This is a genomic window from Streptomyces sp. NPDC054794 (genome assembly GCF_053611585.1).
The window spans coordinates 20444-38949 of the sequence record NZ_JBSHAQ010000038.1 but is presented as its reverse complement, the minus strand read 5'-3'; the positions used below and the strand labels follow the sequence as shown (position 1 = coordinate 38949).

Below are 18506 nucleotides of genomic sequence, written 5' to 3'. Positions count from 1 at the left end.
CTGATCATGCAGCTCGGACTCGTCGGTCTCGGCAAGATGGGCGGCAACATGCGCGAGCGGATCCGCCGCGCGGGCCACACCGTCGTCGGTTACGACCGCAATCCCGATGTCTCGGACGTCAAGGACCTCGCCGAACTGGTCGGGAAGCTGGACGCCCCGCGCACGGTCTGGGTGATGGTCCCGGCCGGGCACGCCACCCAGTCCGTCATCGACGAACTCAAGGACCTGCTGGACGACGGGGACACGGTCGTCGACGGCGGCAACTCCCGCTGGACGGACGACGAGAAGCACGCCGCCGAACTCGGCATCAAGGGCATCGGCTTCGTCGACGCGGGCGTCTCCGGCGGCGTGTGGGGCCTGGAGAACGGCTACGCGCTGATGGTCGGCGGCGACAAGCAGCACGTCGACCGGCTCCAGCCGATCTTCGAGGCGCTCAAGCCGGAGGGCCCGTACGGCTTCGTCCACGCGGGCAAGGTCGGCGCCGGGCACTTCTCCAAGATGGTCCACAACGGCATCGAGTACGCCATGATGCAGGCCTACGCCGAGGGCTGGGAGCTCCTGGAGAAGGTCCGGTCGGTGGAGAACGTCCGCGAGGTGTACCGCTCCTGGCAGCAGGGCACGGTCATCCGCTCCTGGCTGCTCGACCTCGCGGTCAACGCCCTCGACGAGGACGAGCACCTGAACAAGCTGCGCGGGTTCGCCGAGGACTCCGGCGAGGGCCGCTGGACCGTCGAGGCGGCCATCGACCACGCGGTGCCGCTCCCGGCGATCACCTCCTCCCTCTTCGCGCGGTTCGCCTCCCGGCAGGACGACTCCCCGCAGATGAAGATGATCGCGGCCCTGCGCAACCAGTTCGGCGGCCACGCCGTCGAGTCGAAGGAGTAACGCCATGGGCGACCTCCTGCTGGTCCGCCACGGCGAGACGGAGTGGAGCGTGTCGGGCCGGCACACCAGCTGGACCGACCTGCCCCTCACCCACGACGGCGAGGAACAGGCCAAATCCCTCGCTCCGCTCCTGTCCGGCCGGACCTTCGCCCTCGCGCTCACCAGCCCCCTGGACCGCGCGATACGCACCGCCGAGCTGGCCGGCATCACCGGGGCCGAACCCGAGCCCGACCTGCACGAGTGGGACTACGGCGGCTACGAGGGCGCCACCACCGTCGACATCCACCGCACCCGGCCCGGCTGGAACCTGTGGCTGGACGGCGTGCCGCCGGGCCCCGAGGGGCATCCCGGCGAGTCACCGGCCGTGGTGGGCGAGCGGGCCGACCGGGTGCTGGCCCGCGTGGACGCCGCCCTGACCACCGGCCCCGGCGACGTGATCCTCGTGGCCCACGCCCACTTCCTACGAGTGCTGGCCGCCCGCCGCCTGGGCCTGGCCCCCGCCGACGGCAGCCTGTTCCAGCTGGCGACGGGCACACTCAGCCGCCTGTCGACGGAACACGGACGACCCGTGATCGCACAGTGGAACACCAGCCCCTGACGCCCCACACGAAAGCCCCGGCCGCCCACCGCACACCAGCGACGGGCGGCCGCGGCATACCGGCGGCCGGGGCTGTCGCACACGGGTAGTGGGGGTCGCCGTAGCCGGCAGCCGGGGGCCGTCGCACACCGACAGCGGGCAGCCTTCGCATACCGGCAGTGGGGGTCGCTGCACACCAGCAGCTGCGGGCTAGCTGTCGTACACCGGCGGGGGTCGCCGCACACCGCCAGCCGCAAGCCATCGCGCACCGACAGCGGGCAGCCTTCGCAAACCCGGAGTGGGGGTCGCTGCACACCAGCAGCCGCGGGCTGTCGTACACCGGCGGGGGTCGCCGCACACCGCCAGCCGCAAGCCATCGCACACCGGCAGCAGGGGTCGCCGTACACCAGCGGCGGACGGCCGTCGCACACCGGCAGCCCTGAGCCGCCGCGCACCAACGGCAACGACCCCCACACACCACCAGCCCCGGACCACCCCACACCAACAACCACCCCCACACGCCACCAGCCCCGAACCACCCCACACCGGCAACAACGACCCCCGCACACCCCCAGCGGGAACCGTCGCCATCGGGCCCCCGGCGGGGTAGTCTCCCGCTCCGGCGCAGGGTGCGCTCCAGGCCCGAAGGAAACCGATGACCACCGTCGACCGACCGGCACGACCGAACGGGCGGAGCCGTGACGGGGCCCGTACCCGGGCCGAGATCCTCGACGTGGCGACCCAGGAGTTCGCCCGGTCCGGATACGACGGTGCCCGCGTCGACGAGATCGCCGCCCGTACCCGTACCACGAAGCGGATGATCTACTACTACTTCGGCGGCAAGGAGCAGCTGTACACGGCCGTACTGGAGCGGGCGTACCGCGCGATCCACCACGCCGAGCGGGACCTGGACGTCGCGCACCTGGACCCGGTCGCGGCCGTGCGCCGGCTGGCCGAGCTCACCTTCGACCACCACGAGCGGCACCCGGACTTCCTCCGGCTGGTGGGCATCGGCAGCGCCCACGCGGCCGGCCACCTCGCCGCCGCCGCGAAGCTCGGGACGATCGGCTCGCCCGCCCTCGACGCGCTGCGGAACGCCCTAGCCTCGGGCCGGGCGTCGGGCCGGTTCACGGCCGAGGTGGACGCCGTCGACCTGCACGCGATGATCAGCTCGTTCTGCTACTTCCGGATCGCCGGCCGGCACACCTTCGGCGCGCTGTTCGCCCGGACCCCGGTCGTGCCCGCGCAGCGCGAGCACGACCGCGCCATGCTGGGCGACATGGTGATCGCCTACCTCACGGCGGAGCGCGCGGCGGGCTGAGCGCCGCTCACCAGCAGGTCGGTCCAGGCCGCCGCCACCCTGTCCAGGGAGTAGGACTCCCGTACCTGGTCGCGGGCCAGCTCCGAGGCGGCCCGCCAGGGCTCCGGTTCGCCGAGGCCGTGGATCGCCTCCGCCATCGCCTCCGGGTCGTCGTGGATCCAGCGGCGGTCGTAGATCTCGTCCGCCCCCGGCCAGGGCAGCAGTGCCGGTACGGCGCCCGAGGCCATGCCCTCGGCCGGGGCGAGGTGGAAGCTCTCGTCGTCGCTGGTGGACAGGACGTGCCCGATCCGGCGCAGCCAGGCTGGCACGTCGGCGCCGAAGTCGTCGAAGACGACGGCCCCTTCGAGCAGCGGGGACGTCTGCATACGGCGCAGGATCGCGTCGTAGTGCCTGCGCTCCTCGGGCTTGTTCCAGATCCACCAGTACTCCCACGGCGGCTTGGACTTGACCGAGAGGTGCCAGCGCGGGTCGCGGGCCCGCAGCCGCTGCAGGACGTCGAGGCCCAGGTCGAGGCGTTTGCGGCTGGGCGCGATGCCGATCATGCCGAGCCGGAAGCGGGCGCCGGGCGCCTTGGGCCGGTCGAGCTGGTCGGTGTCCACCCAGTTCGGGACGACCACGACCTTGGACTTGGGCCAGCCGGTGTGCTCCAGGGTGCGGCGGGCGTAGTACGGGCTGACGCACACCACCCGGTCGACGGCGTCGATCTCGACCTGCCGGGGCCACTCGGCGTCCAGCTCGAAGCGGTGCAGCCGGATCACGAGCCGGCTGCCGCGCCGCTTGTGGCGGCTGTACCAGACGGCGGCCGGACCGCACCACTCGACGACCACCACGTCGGCCCAGTCGGCGAGCGCACGGCTCGCGGCCGGGTCGTGCCGGGCGAGCGCGGGCCAGGCGTCGACGCGCACGTCGAGTCCGGGCAGGGCGCGGAAGTGGTCCAGGAGCCGGGTGAGGAACTTCAGGTCGTGGCCCGCGACGCCGACCCGCAGCGGGCGCGTCCGGGCGGTCACGGCGGGCGGCGCCGCCGGGAAGGCGTGGTCGAGGTGGGCGCGCCAGCGGGTCGCGGCGGCCCGGAGCGTGTACCGGCCGGCGGCCTCCCGGCAGCGGTCGGCCGCCAAGCGCCGGGCCTCGGGTTCGCGGGCGGCGCGGGCCACCGCCTCGGCGGCGTCGGCGAGTTCGGCGCGGCCCGGGACGAACAGCGGGTAGTCGGAGCCGAGCAGCGTCTCGTGGGCGGGGGTGCGGTTGAGCACGACGGGCAGGCCGAGCGCACCGAACTCCAGGACCTTGGTGGACAGTTCGAGGCTGGCGTCGAGGAGACTGTCGCGCCAGCCGAGACCGACGTCGCACTCGGCGGCGATACGCATGGCCTCCTCGCGGGACTGTCCGCCGTGGTGCCGGACGCCGGGGGTGTCGCCGTGCAGGGCCCGGTACATCGCCTCGCGGAAGCCGGGGTGGGCGGAGTCGTCGTGGATCTTGTCGCCGACGGTGTGGAGTTCGGCGTGCACGCCCCGTTCGGCCAGCAGGGCCGGCAGCCGGGTCATGGGCAGGGTGTTCCACAGCGGTGCGAACTTGCCGGTGTACACCAGCCGCAGGGGGTCGTGCGGCCGGGTGCGCTCCGGCGTCGGGAAGCCGGGCTCGGGTACGGCGGGCGGGCAGAGCACGCTGCGGCCGCAGGCCTGCGGCACCCACGCCTCCAGGTGGCCGCGCAGTTCCTCGGTCTGGCACAGGAGTTGCCGGGAGGCGGCGGCGATCCGGACGAGTTCCGCGCGGGCCTCCTCGGTCATGGCGGCGGCGGACTGCGGGATGTCGGTGAGGTAGGCCCAGATCCGTCCGTGGAAGTGGCCGTCGGCGACGACCCGGGAGACCAGTCTGCGGCCGCGCAGCACGAGCAGGTCGCAGGGCTCCTCCCGGTCCAGCCGGGCCAGCAGTTGCGAGGCCTGCACCGGAGAGAGGGTCTGGCCACGTTGCCCGTCGACCAGCCGTTCCTCGTGCGGCCGTACCACCGTCACGCCGGGCAGCCCGGCCAGCGGATCGATCAGCCGCCCGGTGCGGACGGGGGCCTTGAGCACCAGCCGGGTCGTGCACCCGGCCAGCGACAGCGCCTGCACCGTCGACTGGGCCCAGACGGCGGAGCCGTCGATGAGGTTGAGGTCCACGTCGCCGTAGACCAGGGCGCGCACCACACGGCTCATGACGGCTCCTTCCCGCGCACGGCGAACAGTCGGTACCCCTGGCCGCACCACGCCTCGGGTGGCGCACCGGCCCGGTGCAGGGACCGGCGCACCAGCAGCGGACGCCGCAGGGCCGGTACGAAGGTGAAGTCCTCGCCGCCCGGCGCGTGCCCCAGCGCGTCGGCGCCCGAGTACTCCTGGGCGCACATCAGGTCCAGCAGCAGGGTGTCCGGGCGGTCCTCGTCGGGGTCGCTCCAGTCGGCGACCCAGGCGACGGTGGGTGCTCCGGTGCGCACGGTGACCCCGGCGGCGTCGAGTTCCTCCAGGCCCGCCGGGTCCGGTACGAGCACTTCGGCGGGCCGGTGGTCCTGGCCGAGGACCTGCGCGACGAGCCGGGCCCGGTCGGTGCGGTCGCGCGGGGCGGCCAGCACGGCGACCCGGCGTTCGTCCAGCGGGTCGGGGGCGCCGACCAGCCGGGCCAGCTCGGCGAGCCGGACCCGGGTGCTGTCCCACTGGAAGACCTCTCGGAGCCGTTCCTTGCCTTGTGCGGCCGGGTCGAGCCGGGAGAGCCGGACGCCGGTGTCCGTGTCGAGGACGGCGTCCCAGGTGAACTGGGCGAGGCCGGGGGCGGTGGTCGGCGGGGCGTCCCGCCACAGGACGGTGGCCCGGCCCAGGGCCCGTGCCTCGGTGAGGAGTTCGGCCATGCGGCGGTCCAGGTCGGGGGCGAGGCCGCTGCCCGCGAGCGACCAGGGCCCCGTTCCCGTGCAGGCGCTCAGCTGCACCACCACGGCGTCCGGGTCGGTCCGCCGTACGAGCACGCCGCCGTCGTGCGGCAGCAGGCGGTTGACGACGGCGTCCGCCGCGAAGTCCTCGGCGGTGGCGTCGGTGAGTACGCCGGCGATCACCAGCCGGTCGCGGGGCGCGCAGGAGAACGCGCGGTGGACGAGGTGGAGGCGGTCGTCGGCGGTCACGGGCGCGGCGTTGTCGGCCGCCGGGCGGGCCGTCGGCGCGGCCTTCATCAGGGTCCGCCCGCGCCACATCCCGTACAACTCCCGTGGCAGGCGCGCCGCTCCGCGGCGCGGCGACCGGGCGGCCGAGACCAGCGCCCGCCCGACCCGCAGCGAGGTCGAGCCCTCCAACATGGCGACGCGTGCCTTCAGCACGTCGACCCGCTCCCGGGCACCGCGCAGGGCGGAGGCCAGCTGCTCCCGCTCGCGGACGGCGGCGGCCAGCCGGTCGGCGAGCCCGTCCGCGCGGGCCGCGTCCCGGGCGCGCTCGGCCTCCTCGGCACGGCGCTCCAGGTCGAGCACCCGGGCGCGCAGGGAACGCGAGACGAGGTCGGCGAACACGTACTCGTCGGCGATCCTGAGGGCGGTGGCGAAGCCGTCCGAGGGCACCACGCGGCCGAACCAGTCGTGCGGGGGCAGGAGTTCGTCCCCGCCGGTGCGGGCGAACACGGCGCCCGCGTGCAGGTGCGTGTAGTCGAGCGGGGCGGCGCGCAGTACCTGGCAGCCGTGGGTCACCAGGGCGTCCAGCAGCCGGTGGTAGGGCGGCTCGGGGTGTCCGAGGAGCAGCAGGCCGCGCGCGCCGGGCCGCAGGCGTTCGAGTACGGCGAGGCAGTCGTCCTCGGTGCCGTGCAGGGTGGGGTCGGGGCCGTACGACAGGAGCACCAGTTCGCCCTCGCCGACCGGCCGTTCGGCGTCCTCGCGCAGGGCGACGCCGTCGGGGAGGTGGAGGTAGGAGTCCAGGCGCAGGCCGTGGCCGGTGGCGTCGACGACCGTGGTGACGCCGTCCAGGTGCGGGTGGAGCAGATCGGTCAGGCGCATCAGCGGGTCCTCGTGAAGACGTGGAAGCCGACTTCGTTCTCCCGGAAGCCGTACGGCCGGAACTCGGTGTGCCGCAGCCCGAGGGGTTCGAGTTCGGCGCGGTAGGCGGCGGTGGGCCGGTGCACGATGTAGTCGCCCCGCGGTCGGGGCACGCGGACGTCCTCGTCGGTGACGATCAGCCGGCCGGTGACCCGGACCAGGGAGGCCAGGTTACGCAGGCCCGCCGCCCACTCCGCGTCGTCGAGGACGTGGAAGAGGACGTCGACGCAGAGCACGACGTCGTACGGCCAGGGGCTGCGCCAGGTGTCGAGCCGGGCCTCGGTGTAGCGCGGGCCGCCGGCCGCGGCGCGGGCCCGCTCGATCGCCTCCCGGCTCGCGTCGAAGGCGTCGACGCGGTGGCCGCAGCGGGCGAGGGCCCGGGCGAAGTGGCCCTTGCCGCAGCCCGCGTCGAGCACGAACAGCGGGGCGATCGTGCTGTTGAGGTCGCCGATGAGGGTGAGCAGGGCGCCGAGCCGCAGGCCGTAGAAGAGCTCGTTGCCCGCGCGGTCCAGGCTGATGTGACCGCCGGAGGCCAGGTCGTCCTGCTCGCGGTGGCGGATGTCCCAGTACGTGTCCTCGGGGGGATCCGGGTCCGTGCCGAGGTCCAGGGGGATGTCGGTGCGGTCAGTCATGGTGCTCCAGCCACTGGGTGACCACGCGGGCGATCCGGGTGCCCGCCCTGCCGTCCCACAGCGGCGGCCCCTCGGCCGACGCCGCCGCCCCGCCGTCGAGCGCCTTGCGCAGGGCGGGCACGAGTTCCGCGTGCGTCACGAGGCGGTTGGTGCCGTGGGTGACGGTGACGGGGCGTTCGGTCGTGGTGCGCAGGGTCAGGCAGGGCACACCGAGCACGGTGGTCTCCTCCTGCACCCCGCCCGAGTCGGTGATCACGGCGGCCGCGCCCCGCACCAGGCTCATGAACTCGACGTAGCCGAGCGGTTCGAGCAGGTGGACGCCGGGCGCGCCGTCCAGGCCGGCCGCGCGCAGCGCCGCCTGCCCGCGCGGATGGAGCGGGACGGCGAGGTCGAGATGGCGGGCCGCCTCGGTCAGCGCGCGGGCGGCGGCGTGGGCGGCCTCGGGGTCGTCGACGTTGGCGGGGCGGTGCAGGGTGACCACGCCGTAGCGGTCGGGCAGCCCGTAGGCGGCCCGCGCGGCGGCCGGGTCGAACAGGTCCAGATGGGTGAGCAGGGTGTCGATCATCGGGTTGCCGACGAAGTGCACCCGGTCCAGGTCGGCGCCCTCGCGGGCGAGATGGCCGACGGCCTCGGGGCTGGTGACGAACAGCAGCTCGGCCAGCTGGTCGACCAGACGCCGGTTGACCTCCTCCGGCATCGTCATGTCGAAGCTGCGCAGGCCCGCCTCCACGTGCGCGACCGGGACGCCCAGCTTGGCGGCGACCAGGGCCGCGGCCAGCGTGGAGTTGACGTCGCCGTACACGACGACGAGGGCCGGGGCGCGGGCGGTCAGCTCGGCCTCCAGCGCCACCAGCAGGTCGGCGGTCTGCCGGGCGTGGCTGCCGGAGCCGACGCCGAGGTCGGTGTCCGGCTCGGGCAGGCCCAGCTGACGGAAGAACACGTCCGACATCCGGGCGTCGTAGTGCTGGCCGGTGTGGACGAGGACCTGGTCGCAGCCGGCCACCCCGAGCGCGGCGACGACCGGCGCGGCCTTCACGAAGTTGGGCCGGGTGCCGACCACATGGAGTACGCGGCCGTTCATGTCGTTGCCTCCCATGAGCGCCCCGCCTCCGGGGCGCCCGAGCGGATGTGCAGAGCCCGTTCGTGCTCGGCCCTTCGGGGTGCCGCCGGGCGTTCGGCACCGCGTCGCGCGCTCCGTCGGCCTACCGTGGCGGCATGTCCCGTCGTATCCCCCGCGCTGTCAGTCTGGCCGCTTCGGTGGCCTGGGGCGAGTTGCGCCACGACCCCGCCCGGGCCGCGCTGCTCGGTGTGCGGCTGCTGCCGGCACCGGTGCGGCGCCGGGCGCGGCCCGTCGAGCGGTGGCTGTCCGGCCGGGCCCGGCCGGCCGGACCGGTGGCCACTCCGTCCGCCGTTCGGGTGACGGCCCCCGCCGGACGGCCGGTCCGGCCGGTCCCCGGCCGGGTGCTCCATGTGGTGACCAATTCGCTGCCGTTCAAGCACGCCGGCTACACCGTGCGCACGCAGAAGCTCGCCGAGGCGCAGCGGACGGCCGGGCTGGATCCGCACGTCGTGACGCGGATCGGGTTCCCGGTGGCGCAGGGGGTGCTGGACGCCAGTGCGCTGCAGACGGTGGGCGAGGTGCCGCAGCACCGGCTGCTGCCGGCCTGGCTGCCCTACGGACAGGGCCCGCTGCTGAACCGCAACGCCGAGTTGGCGGGCCGGCTGGTGGAGCGGCTGCGGCCGGCCGTGCTGCACGCGGCGACCGACCACGGCAACGGCCGGGTGGCCCTGGCCCTGCGGGAGTCCTACCGGCTGCCGGTGGTGTACGAGGTGCGGGGCTTTTTGGAGGAGACCTGGCTGACCCAGCGGCCGGGGCGCGGTCCGCGGGACTCCGTCTACCGGACGCGACGCGCCCTGGAGACGCACTGCATGCGCGAGGCCGACCTGGTGCTGACGCTGGGCGCGGCGATGAAGGCCGAGATCGTGGGCCGCGGGGTGCCCGAGGAGCGGGTCCTGATCGTGCCCAACGCCGTGGACGAGATGTTCCTTGCGCCGCCGCCGGACGGGGCACCGGTGCGGGCCCGGTTGGGCATCGCCCCGGACGAGTTCGTCGTCGGCACGGTCAGCAGCCTCACCCCGCACGAGGGCATCGGCACATTGCTCCATGCGGGTGCCGAGCTGCGCCGGCGAAAAATCCCGCTGCGGTTGCTGATCGTCGGCGAGGGACCGGAGCGCGCGGCGCTGGAGCGGCAGGCCGCCCGGCTCGGCCTGCTGGACGACCGCGTCGCCCTGTTCACCGGCCGCGTCCCACACTCCCAAGTGCGGTATTTCCACGCCGTGTTGGATGTGTTCGCGGTGCCGCGCACCGACGAGCGCGTCTGCCGTCTGGTGACCCCTCTCAAGCCCGTCGAAGCGATGGCGAGCGGTCTCCCCGTGGCCGCAAGTGATCTCACCGCGATGCGAGAACTCGTCGAATCGGGGGTTAACGGGCAGCTAATTCTTCCCGGATCACCACTTGCCTGGGCAGATGCCATCGAAATATTGCTTTACAGTCAAAAGCGGCGACTCGAATGCGGAGCCGCCGCTCGCGCGCTGGTCGCGCGGGAACGCACCTGGGACCGGGTCGCACAGACGACCCGTGAGGCGTATCGAGCTCTGGGATGCCTCTGAGGTCCCGTGCACACAACCCAATCCAGCCGTGAAGGCCGGGTGAATCCCTATGCAGGTCGAACAGGCCGAACCACTCGGGGACATGAGTGCAGAGCTCGGGGATGAGAAACCGACCGACGGTGTCGAACTCGCGGTGATCGGGCTCGGCTACGTCGGACTGCCGCTGGCACGGGAAGCCGTGTCGGTCGGTCTGAGAGTCGTGGGCCTGGACCGGGATCCGCGCGTGGTCGCGGGTCTCAACGCCGGACACTCCCACGTCGACGACGTCAGCGACGACGACGTCCGCCGGATGCGGGAGGCCGGCTTCACCGCCCATACCGACGACGCCTGTCTGGCCCGGGCGCAGACCGTGGTGATCTGCGTGCCGACCCCGCTGGGCGAGGACGGCGGGCCCGATCTGGGCGCGGTGACCTCGGCCACCCGCGCGGTGGCGGGCCGGCTGCGCCGGGGGCACCTGGTGGTGCTGGAATCGACCACCTACCCCGGCACCACCGAGGAGATCGTCCGGCCGCTGCTGGAGGAGTCCGGGCTGCGGGTCGGCGAGGACTTCGCGCTCGCCTTCTCACCCGAACGGATCGATCCCGGCAACACCCAGCACGGGCTGCGCGAGACCCCCAAGGTGGTCGGCGGCTGCACCCCGTCGTGCGCGGTGCGCGCGGTGGCCTTCTACGGCAAGTTCATCGACACGGTCGTCCAGGCGAAGGGCACCCGCGAGGCCGAGATGGCCAAGCTCCTGGAGAACACCTACCGGCACGTGAACATCGCGCTGGTCAACGAGCTGGCCATCATCAGCCGCGAACTCCACGTCGACGTGTGGGACGCGATCCGCTGCGCGAGCACCAAGCCCTTCGGCTTCCAGGCCTTCCGGCCGAGCCCCGGGGTGGGCGGGCACTGCATTCCCATCGACCCCAACTACCTCTCGTACAAGGTGCGTTCGTCACTGGGTTACGAGTTCCGGTTCGTCGAGCTGGCCCAGGAGATCAACCGGCGGATGCCCGAGTACGTGGTGCGCCGCGCCCAGGACCTCCTGAACACGGCCGAACGTCCGCTGCACGGCTCGCGGGTGCTGCTGCTCGGCGTCACCTACAAACCGGACGTCGCCGACCAGCGCGAGAGCCCGGCCGTGCCGGTGGCGCGGCTGCTGCGGGAGCGGCAGGCGGACATCTCCTTCCACGATCCGCACGTACCGCTGTGGTCGGTCGACGGGGTCAACGTGCCCCGCGTCCCCGACCTGATGACGGCGGTGCGCGAGCACGAACTGACCATCCTGCTCCAGGACCACTCCGCCTACGACCTGCCCGCCCTGGCCGACGCGGCGCGGCTGCTGTTCGACACCCGGGGACGGATCTTCCGGCCCGGGGTCGAGGTCCTGTAGCCCGCTCCCCCAGTCGGCCATGCTCCAGGCGGCCGGCCTCCGGTCGGCCGCCCCCGTCGCCCATCGCGGTTGTCTCGCGCGGAGTTGAAAGGTGCTCTGATGCGGATACTCGTCGTCACCGTCGTCCACCATCCCGAGGACGCGCGCATCCTGCACCGGGAGATCGCCGCGCTGCGGGAACGGGGCCACCAAGTGGTGTACGCGGCCCCGTTCTCGGCCCGCGAGGTGGTCCCCCGCCCGTATCTGGAGGGCGTGGACCTCCCCCGCGCGACCGGCCGCGACCGGCGCGCGGCCCTGCGCTCGGCCCGCGCCCTGCTGGCCGAACGCGGCACCGAGGTGGACGTGGTGCTGCTGCACGATCCGGAGCTGCTGCTGACGCTCCCCGGCACCCTGCGCCGTTGGCGGCGCGCCGGCGCGGCACCCGTGACCGTCTGGGACGTCCACGAGGACACCGCCGCCGCGCTCACCATGAAGGCCTGGCTGCCCAAGGCGCTGCGGCCGCCGCTGCGCTCGGCGGTGCGGGCGGCGGAACGGCTCGCGGAGCGGCATCTGCGGCTGCTGCTCGCCGAGGACGCCTACCAGGCCCGTTTCCGTCGCGTCCACCCCGTCGTCCCCAACTTCGCCACCGCACCGGCCGACCCGCCCGCCCCGCCGGGGACCGACCGGGTCGTCTACCTGGGTCATCTGTCCCGGGCGCGCGGTGCGCTCGACCTGATCGCCACGGCACGGCTGCTGGCGCCGGACGTCCGCGTCGAGGTGATCGGCGCGGCCGACCCCGACGTCCGGCACATCCTCGCCAGGGCCGACCGGGACGGCGTGCTGCGCTGGCACGGCTTCCTGCCCAACGACCGTGCCCTGCACCGGCTTTCGGGCGCACTCGCCGGGCTGTCCCTGCTCCACGACCAGCCCAACTACCGCCACTCACGGCCCACCAAGGTCGTCGAGTACATGGCCCACGGCGTCCCCGTGGTCACCACGCCGAACCCGCTGGCGGCGGAACTGGTGGAGCGGTACGACTGCGGTCTCGTGGTGCCCTACGAGGACCCGCGGGCGGCGGCGGAGGCGGTACGGCGGCTGGCCGCCGACACCGAGCTGCGGCTGCGCACCGCCCGACTCGGCCGCGAGGCCGCCCTGAGCGCCTTCGACTGGCAGGACCGTTCGGTGGAGTTCGTGGACCTGCTGGAAGGGTGGGTCAAGGAGGAGTCGGCCGGGGTCACGGTAGCGGGTGACGGGGCTCGTACAGGCTGAGCTCACCGCCGCCCGGCAGCCGGAAGCCGGTCACCCGGCCCCACCGCGCCTCCTCCACCGGCCGGGTGAACTCCACGCCCTTGTCCCGGAGTTCGGCGGTGGTCGCGTCGAGGTCGTCGCACATCAGCATCAGTTCGTGCGACGGCTCGCCGTCCGCCGGGTGGCAGGCCACCTCGGTGGGCGGCGCCTTGAAGATCAGCCACCCGTGCCCGGCGTCGACGTGCGTCCACCCCAGTACGTCCCGCAGGAACGCCCGGTCCGCCTCCGCGTCACCGCTGTACAGCACCACATGTGCCCCATTGATCACGCGCGGAGGCTAGTGCGGTGCGGGGCCGGGGACAAGCACCGGCTCCGGCCGGTGCCGCCGGGCCTCACGCGGACGGGTCCACGGCGGCATCGAGGAGCGGCCCGAGTTCGCGGACGACGGTCGTCAGGGGGCGTACGTCCCGTTCGGCGCGGGCCATCAGGATCGCGCCCTCCAGGGTGCTGATCATCAGCGTGGCGAGCGACGCGGCCCGTGCGGCGGGCACCCCCATGTCCGTCAGGGCCTCGGCGAGCGGCTCGCGCCAGGTCGCGAACGCGGCGGCCGCCGCCTGCCGTGTCGCGGCCCCCGTGGCGGCGCAGTCCACGGTGGCCGCGGCGACCGGGCAGCCGGAGTCGAAGCCGGACGTCTCGTACTCGTCGGTCCACTGCCGCGCCATCGCCGCGAACAGCCCGCTCGGCGACGGCTCGTCCAGAGCGGCCAGGAACCGCGCGATCCGCCTGCCCGCGTACCGGCCCGCCCAGCCCACGGCCTCGTTGACCAGCTGTACCTTGCCGCCCGGGAAATAGTGCTGGAGCGATCCGCGCGGGGCCCCGGCGTGGGCGGCGACCTCGCGCATGCCCGTCGCGGTGACCCCGTCGCGCCGGATGAGCTGGGCCGCGCTGAAGACCATCCGCTCGCGCGGCCCCCGCTGGGCCTGTGCCATCCCGACCTCCCGGCGTGCCGTGCGTGGATCCGCGCCCACTCTATGACCGACGTCATAACACCCGCTACTATGACCGCTGTCATAATCGGTCCCCGGCCGGAGGGCGGTCCCCCGTGCGCGTCGGTTTCATCGGTCTCGGAGTGATGGGCGGGCCCATGGCCCTGCGGCTCGCGCGGGCCGGCACCCCGCTCATGGTCTGGAACCGCACCCCGGCTCGCGCGCAGCCGCCGCGCGCGGCCGGCGCGGCGGTGGCGAGCGACCCCGGCGAGGTGTTCGCGCGGGCGGACGTGGTGCTGCTGATGATGGCCGACGAGGCCGCGACCGACGCCGTACTGGCCCGTGACACCCCGGAGTTCGCGGCGCGGGTCGCCGGACGCGTGGTCGTCCCGATGGGCACGACCTCGCCCGGCTACTCCCACGCCCTGGAGGCCGACGTCCGTGCCGCGGGCGGGAGTTATGTCGAGGCGCCCGTCTCCGGGTCGCGGATCCCGGCGGAGCGGGGGCAGTTGGTGGCGATGCTGGCCGGGGACGAGGCGGCGGTGACGGTCGTACGACCGCTGCTCGCGCCGCTGTGCCGGGAGACGTTCGTGTGCGGTCCGGCGCCCCGCGCCCTGCTGATGAAGCTGTCGGTGAACCTCTTCCTGATCACCCTGGTCACCGGACTCACCGAGGCGTTCCACTTCGCCGAGCGGCAGGGCCTGGACCCGCGTCAGTTCCTGGACGTGCTGGACGCGGGCCCGATGGCCAGCGGGGTCTCCCGGATGAAGGCGCCCAAGCTGCACACCCGCGACTTCGCGGTGCAGGCGGCGGCACTGGACGTCCTCAAGAACAACCGGCTGATCGCCGAGGCCGCCCGCGCGGCGGGTCTCGCCTCACCGCTCCTCGACACCTGCCACGCGCTCTTCGAGGAGACCGTGACCCAAGGGCATGGCGGCGAGGACATGGTGGCGGTCCTGCACGCGATCGAGGCCCGCACCGCCGAGGGGACGGCCGGCTAGTCGCCCTTGGGGATGCCGTACGCCCGTTCCACCCGCAGCCGCAGGACCAGGCGGCGGTCGCGGACCATCGCGGCCCGGTACTCGTCCCAGTCGGGGTGCTCGCCGGCCGCGTCGCGGTAGAGGCGGACGAGTTCCTCGACGGTGTCGTCGTGCGGGTCGCCGGCGACCGGTGACAGCTCCGCCGTGCCCTCGGCGACCGTGTACGCCCACCGGTCGGTGGTGGTGACGTGGTACGACGCCCGGGGGTCGCGGCGCAGGTTGCGGGTCTTGGCGCGGTCGTCGGTGAGGGAGATCCGGATGACGCGCTCGCCCGGGTAGTAGGCGTGGCTCACGTTCGACAGCTGGGGGCGGCCGTCGCGCTTGAGGGTGACCAGCACCCCGCCGTGGTGCTCGGAGAGCAGCTTCAGCAGTGCGTCCTGTGTCGCGTCCTGAGTCATGTCTGGATCAACGGGACCGGGCGGGCCGCGCATTCCCGAGCGGGTCCGACTCGCAGACGGCGTCCACCTCATTCAGTAGACACCGTCTACTATCGACTGGTAGACAGTGTCTATGAACAGTGATGCGGAGGCGGGGCTGCGCACCCGTCTGGTCGACGTCGGCGTGGAACTGGTGGCCGCCGAGGGCGCGCCGGCGCTCACCCTGCGGGAGATCGCCCGCCGCGCGGGGGTCTCGCACGGGGCGCCGCGCCGCTACTTCCCCACCCATCTGGAACTGCTGTCGGCGATCGCGCGCCGCGGCTTCGACGCGCTGGCTCAGCAGGCGGCCGCGGCGCTCGTCGACGGCACGGCCGATCCCCGCGCGCGACTGACCCGGCTGAGCCGGACCTATCTGCGGTTCGCGTTGGACAACCCCGGCATGTACGAGCTGATGTTCCGCCACGACCTCCTGGAGAGCGGGCACTTGGGCCTGCGGGAGACGAGCCTGCCGCTGTTCGGTCTACTGACCGAGCTGGTCGGCGGGGTCCGGCCCGAGGCGGACGCCCGGCTCGTCGCGGGCGCGTTGTGGGCGAACCTGCACGGCATCGCCCAGTTGTGGGGCTGGGGCAGCCTCCAACTGGCCACCGGTGTCCAGGACTTCGACGCGCTGCTGCGCTCCGCCCTGGACGCCCACCTCGGCCCGGAGGGCGGCCGGTGAACCGCCGACTGACGCTGGCGAGCAGCGTGGTGGGCGCCGTGGTCGTCGCCCTGGACGGTACGGTCCTCACGGTCGCGCAGCCCACCCTGCAGCGGGATCTGCACGCCTCGTTCGCCGAGGTCCAGTGGACGAGTACCGCCTATCTCATCGCGGTGGCAAGCCTGTTGGTGTTCGCCGGGCGGCTCGGCGACCGGTACGGGCAGCGGCGGGTGTTCGCCTGGGGCATGCTCGGCTTCGGTGCGGCGTCGGCGGCCATCGCTCTCGCGCCCGGGATCGGCTGGGTGATCGCGCTGCGCGTCGCGCAGGGGGTGTGCGGCGCCCTGCTCCAGCCGGCCACGCTGGGGATGCTGCGCGCCGCGTACCCGCCGGACCGGCTCGCGATGCCGCTCGCGGTGCGGACCAGCGCCATCGGTCTGGCGGCCGCCGCGGGGCCGGTCGTGGGCGGGGCGCTGGTGACCGGGCCGGGCTGGCGTGCCGTGTTCTTCCTCAACGTGCTGCCCGCGCTCGGCTTCGGTCTGCTAGCCCTCACCGCGCGCGGGCCGCGGCCGGAGCGCTCCCGCGCCGGCCGGCTGGACGTGCCGGGTGCGGTGCTGCTCGCGGTGACGCTGGCCTGCCTGGTCCACTTCCTGGTCGCCCCCTACTGGCCGGAGCTGGGCGTGGCGGTGCTCGCCGGTGCCGTCCTCGTCCGGCACGAGCGGCGCACCGCGAGCCCGCTGCTGCCGGCGCGGGTGATCGGCTCGGCGTCGGTGGGCGCGGCGCTGGGCATCCTGGTCGCGGCGTCGGCGGCACTGTTCGGCACGCTGTTCGCCGTCACGTATGTCCTGCAGCGGACGCTCGGCCTCGACCCCTTCCAAAGCGCCCTGCGCGGACTGCCGTTGGCCGCGCTGATGGTGGTGGCCGCCCCCGGGTGCCCCGTCCTGCTGCGCCGGGTCGGTGCCCGCCGGACGACCGGGGCGGCGGTGGCCGTCCTCGCGCTCGGCGTCCTGGTGCTGTCGCGGGCCTCCGCAACGGCCGCCCTGTGCGGCGGATTCGCGCTGCTGGGCGCCGGTTTCGGCACGGTGATGGTGGCGGCGACCCATGTCGTCGTACGGCAGGCGGACGTCGGCTCGGCCGGAGTGGCGGGCGGGTTGCAGCAGACGGCCCTCAACATCGGCCCGACGCTGGGGGTCGCCGTGGCGAGCGCGGTCATGGCCGGCCAGGGCGCCGAGCGGACCCTGCTCCTGCTCGCGGCCGTGGCCGCGCTCGCGGTGCCGGCGGCCCGCGCACTGCCCGCCGACCGCGTCGCGTCGATCACACCACACCCCGATGAACGGGACCTTGCGGCTGTTCCTGCGCGACGATGAGAACCGGTGGGTTCCGAGGCCGTCCCAGGGGCGGGGCAGGCCGGACCGCACCGCGTACGGCGCGACTTGAGGAGAGCCATGGCACCACTGCGTCAGGACGTCGACCCGGACGAGGCCGGACTGGACGCGAAGGCGCTCGACCGCCTCGACCAGTACTTCGCCCACCACGTCGACGAAGGGCGCCTGCCCGGCTATCTGGTGTCCGTGGCCCGCGGCGGCCGTGTCGCCCACCTCACCACGTACGGCCACCGCGACGTCGCGGCCGGGCTGCCGGTCGAGGCCGACACGCTGTGGCGGATCTACTCCATGACCAAGCCGGTCACCGCGGTCGCCGCCCTGCTGCTGGTGCAGGAGGGCCGGCTGTCGCTGGACGACCCGGTCGAGCGCCACCTGCCGGTCTTCGCCAACCCCCGGGTGTACGAGGGCGGTTCCGGCGACGAGGTACGCACCCGCCCGGCCGCCGGACCGATCCTGGTCCGGCATCTGCTCACCCACACCGCGGGCCTCACCTTCGGCTTCTACTACTCCCACCCCGTCGACGCCCTCTACCGCGCGGCGCGGCTGGAGTCCTCGGTGCCGCCGGGCGCGAACCTCGCCGAGACGGTCGACGTGTACGCGAGCCTGCCGCTGCAGTTCGAGCCGGGAACGCAGTGGAACTACTCCGTCGCCTCCAACGTGCTCGGCCGGGTCATCGAGGTGGTGTCCGGGCAGCCGCTCGACGAGTTCTTCGCCGAGCGGATCTTCCGGCCGCTCGGCATGACCGACGCGGGCCTGCACATCGGGCCGGAGCAGGAGGAGCGGCTGTCCGAGCTGTACGGCGAGACCGAGGCGGGCGGCATCGAGCCGATCCCGGGGCTGCCGCTCAAGGGGCGCCCGCGGTTCCTGTCCGGCAGCGGCGGCATGGTCGCCTCGGCGCACGACTACCACCGGTTCATGGAGATGCTCCGCCGGGGCGGCGAGCTGGACGGCGCCCGTCTGCTGACGCCCGCGTCGGTGGCCCTGATGACGGCCAACCACCTCCCGGACAACGCCGATCTGCGCGCCTTCGGCGCCCCCGCCCACCAGGAGCCCGGCAACGCGGGCGTCGGCTTCGGCTTCAACGTCTCCGTCGTGATCGACCCGGCCCGCACCCTCGCCCCGACGAGCCTGGGCGCCTACGGCTGGAGCGGCGTGGCGACCACCACCTTCTGGGTGGACCCCGGCCGCGACCTGACCGCGCAGTTCATGACCCAGGTGCGGCCGAAGACGCTGAAGGTGTTCCCGGAGCTGAAGCGACTCGTGCACGAGGCGGTCGTGGACTGAACCGGCCCGGCGCGGCCACC

Annotated in this window: 17 protein-coding genes; 10 read left to right on the top strand and 7 right to left on the bottom strand. The window is 73.8% G+C overall.

The window, feature by feature from the left end; translation table 11 throughout:
• The first annotated feature begins 6 nt into the window (after positions 1-6).
• The 3 genes from gnd to ACWGKT_RS32645 all read left to right on the top strand — a co-directional run bounded on the left by gnd (position 7) and on the right by ACWGKT_RS32645 (position 2783).
• Positions 7-885, top strand: coding sequence for a phosphogluconate dehydrogenase (NAD(+)-dependent, decarboxylating) (gene gnd, locus ACWGKT_RS32655; protein ID WP_356159824.1), 879 nt, complete (start codon positions 7-9; stop codon positions 883-885).
• Between the two features lie 4 nt (positions 886-889).
• On the top strand, positions 890-1483 hold the full coding sequence (locus ACWGKT_RS32650; RefSeq protein WP_453276495.1) for a histidine phosphatase family protein: 594 nt from the start codon (positions 890-892) through the stop codon (positions 1481-1483).
• Positions 1484-2117: 634 nt separating this feature from the next.
• Complete coding sequence (locus tag ACWGKT_RS32645) at positions 2118-2783, top strand: TetR/AcrR family transcriptional regulator (protein WP_356154657.1); 666 nt, start codon at positions 2118-2120, stop codon at positions 2781-2783.
• Here the strand turns inward: ACWGKT_RS32645 and ACWGKT_RS32640 are convergent.
• The 4 genes from ACWGKT_RS32640 to wecB are packed head-to-tail and all read right to left on the bottom strand — an operon-like array spanning position 2753 to position 8529.
• Positions 2753-4972: a glycosyltransferase gene (locus ACWGKT_RS32640; RefSeq protein ID WP_453276494.1), complete on the bottom strand. Its 2220-nt coding sequence runs from the start codon at positions 4970-4972 to the stop codon at positions 2753-2755. The genes ACWGKT_RS32645 and ACWGKT_RS32640 overlap by 31 nt on opposite strands.
• The gene (locus tag ACWGKT_RS32635) at positions 4969-6777 is read right to left on the bottom strand and encodes a hypothetical protein (RefSeq protein WP_453276493.1); all 1809 of its coding nucleotides are present in this window, start codon (positions 6775-6777) and stop codon (positions 4969-4971) included. Before ACWGKT_RS32635 ends, ACWGKT_RS32640 begins: the two co-directional genes overlap by 4 nt.
• Positions 6777-7448, bottom strand: coding sequence for a class I SAM-dependent methyltransferase (locus ACWGKT_RS32630; RefSeq protein WP_235452050.1), 672 nt, complete (start codon positions 7446-7448; stop codon positions 6777-6779). The genes ACWGKT_RS32635 and ACWGKT_RS32630 overlap by 1 nt, the downstream gene beginning before the upstream one ends.
• The gene (wecB, locus tag ACWGKT_RS32625) at positions 7441-8529 is read right to left on the bottom strand and encodes a non-hydrolyzing UDP-N-acetylglucosamine 2-epimerase (protein ID WP_356154667.1); all 1089 of its coding nucleotides are present in this window, start codon (positions 8527-8529) and stop codon (positions 7441-7443) included. Before wecB ends, ACWGKT_RS32630 begins: the two co-directional genes overlap by 8 nt.
• A 134-nt stretch (positions 8530-8663) precedes the next feature.
• Here wecB and ACWGKT_RS32620 point away from each other — a divergent pair, with 134 nt between their 5' ends.
• The 3 genes from ACWGKT_RS32620 (at position 8664) to ACWGKT_RS32610 (ending at position 12741) form a co-directional block, all read left to right on the top strand.
• On the top strand, positions 8664-10118 hold the full coding sequence (locus ACWGKT_RS32620; RefSeq protein ID WP_453276492.1) for a glycosyltransferase family 4 protein: 1455 nt from the start codon (positions 8664-8666) through the stop codon (positions 10116-10118).
• Between the two features lie 82 nt (positions 10119-10200).
• Positions 10201-11493, top strand: a complete 1293-nt coding sequence (locus ACWGKT_RS32615) for a nucleotide sugar dehydrogenase (protein ID WP_453276491.1) — start codon at positions 10201-10203, stop codon at positions 11491-11493.
• Between the two features lie 99 nt (positions 11494-11592).
• On the top strand, positions 11593-12741 hold the full coding sequence (locus ACWGKT_RS32610; protein WP_453276490.1) for a glycosyltransferase: 1149 nt from the start codon (positions 11593-11595) through the stop codon (positions 12739-12741).
• Here ACWGKT_RS32610 and ACWGKT_RS32605 read toward each other — a convergent pair.
• Positions 12707-13048: a VOC family protein gene (locus ACWGKT_RS32605; RefSeq protein WP_235452045.1), complete on the bottom strand. Its 342-nt coding sequence runs from the start codon at positions 13046-13048 to the stop codon at positions 12707-12709. The genes ACWGKT_RS32610 and ACWGKT_RS32605 overlap by 35 nt on opposite strands.
• A 64-nt stretch (positions 13049-13112) precedes the next feature.
• Positions 13113-13709 carry a TetR/AcrR family transcriptional regulator gene (locus tag ACWGKT_RS32600; RefSeq protein ID WP_453276489.1) on the bottom strand — a complete coding sequence of 199 codons (597 nt, stop codon included), beginning with the start codon at positions 13707-13709 and terminating at the stop codon, positions 13113-13115.
• A 113-nt stretch (positions 13710-13822) separates the two neighbouring features.
• Between ACWGKT_RS32600 and ACWGKT_RS32595 the strand changes: the two genes are divergently transcribed.
• Positions 13823-14707: an NAD(P)-dependent oxidoreductase gene (locus ACWGKT_RS32595; protein ID WP_453276488.1), complete on the top strand. Its 885-nt coding sequence runs from the start codon at positions 13823-13825 to the stop codon at positions 14705-14707.
• Here the strand turns inward: ACWGKT_RS32595 and ACWGKT_RS32590 are convergent.
• Positions 14704-15144, bottom strand: coding sequence for a PPOX class F420-dependent oxidoreductase (locus ACWGKT_RS32590; RefSeq protein WP_235452042.1), 441 nt, complete (start codon positions 15142-15144; stop codon positions 14704-14706). The genes ACWGKT_RS32595 and ACWGKT_RS32590 overlap by 4 nt on opposite strands.
• Positions 15145-15256: 112 nt before the next feature.
• Here ACWGKT_RS32590 and ACWGKT_RS32585 point away from each other — a divergent pair, with 112 nt between their 5' ends.
• The 3 genes from ACWGKT_RS32585 (at position 15257) to ACWGKT_RS32575 (ending at position 18486) form a co-directional block, all read left to right on the top strand.
• A complete protein-coding gene (locus ACWGKT_RS32585; RefSeq protein ID WP_453276487.1) occupies positions 15257-15841 on the top strand; it encodes a TetR/AcrR family transcriptional regulator in 585 nt (194 codons plus the stop codon).
• Complete coding sequence (locus ACWGKT_RS32580) at positions 15838-17184, top strand: MFS transporter (RefSeq protein ID WP_453276486.1); 1347 nt, start codon at positions 15838-15840, stop codon at positions 17182-17184. Before ACWGKT_RS32585 ends, ACWGKT_RS32580 begins: the two co-directional genes overlap by 4 nt.
• Before the next feature lie 78 nt (positions 17185-17262).
• Entirely contained in the window at positions 17263-18486 is a 1224-nt protein-coding gene (locus tag ACWGKT_RS32575) for a serine hydrolase domain-containing protein (RefSeq protein ID WP_453276485.1), read from the top strand.
• The last annotated feature ends 20 nt before the right edge of the window (positions 18487-18506 follow it).

What these genes read in the sequence shown, in the direction of transcription:
- gnd (WP_356159824.1), top strand. Translation starts at nt 7, where the DNA reads ATGCAGCTCGGACTCGTCGGTCTCGGCAAGATGGGCGGCAACATGCGC.
- ACWGKT_RS32635 (WP_453276493.1), bottom strand. Translation starts at nt 6,777, where the DNA reads ATGCGCCTGACCGATCTGCTCCACCCGCACCTGGACGGCGTCACCACG.
- ACWGKT_RS32610 (WP_453276490.1), top strand. Translation starts at nt 11,593, where the DNA reads ATGCGGATACTCGTCGTCACCGTCGTCCACCATCCCGAGGACGCGCGC.
- ACWGKT_RS32620 (WP_453276492.1), top strand. Translation starts at nt 8,664, where the DNA reads ATGTCCCGTCGTATCCCCCGCGCTGTCAGTCTGGCCGCTTCGGTGGCC.
- ACWGKT_RS32645 (WP_356154657.1), top strand. Translation starts at nt 2,118, where the DNA reads ATGACCACCGTCGACCGACCGGCACGACCGAACGGGCGGAGCCGTGAC.
- wecB (WP_356154667.1), bottom strand. Translation starts at nt 8,529, where the DNA reads ATGAACGGCCGCGTACTCCATGTGGTCGGCACCCGGCCCAACTTCGTG.
- ACWGKT_RS32630 (WP_235452050.1), bottom strand. Translation starts at nt 7,448, where the DNA reads ATGACTGACCGCACCGACATCCCCCTGGACCTCGGCACGGACCCGGAT.
- ACWGKT_RS32575 (WP_453276485.1), top strand. Translation starts at nt 17,263, where the DNA reads ATGGCACCACTGCGTCAGGACGTCGACCCGGACGAGGCCGGACTGGAC.
- ACWGKT_RS32600 (WP_453276489.1), bottom strand. Translation starts at nt 13,709, where the DNA reads ATGGCACAGGCCCAGCGGGGGCCGCGCGAGCGGATGGTCTTCAGCGCG.
- ACWGKT_RS32590 (WP_235452042.1), bottom strand. Translation starts at nt 15,144, where the DNA reads ATGACTCAGGACGCGACACAGGACGCACTGCTGAAGCTGCTCTCCGAG.
- ACWGKT_RS32585 (WP_453276487.1), top strand. Translation starts at nt 15,257, where the DNA reads ATGAACAGTGATGCGGAGGCGGGGCTGCGCACCCGTCTGGTCGACGTC.
- ACWGKT_RS32640 (WP_453276494.1), bottom strand. Translation starts at nt 4,972, where the DNA reads ATGAGCCGTGTGGTGCGCGCCCTGGTCTACGGCGACGTGGACCTCAAC.
- ACWGKT_RS32615 (WP_453276491.1), top strand. Translation starts at nt 10,201, where the DNA reads ATGAGTGCAGAGCTCGGGGATGAGAAACCGACCGACGGTGTCGAACTC.
- ACWGKT_RS32650 (WP_453276495.1), top strand. Translation starts at nt 890, where the DNA reads ATGGGCGACCTCCTGCTGGTCCGCCACGGCGAGACGGAGTGGAGCGTG.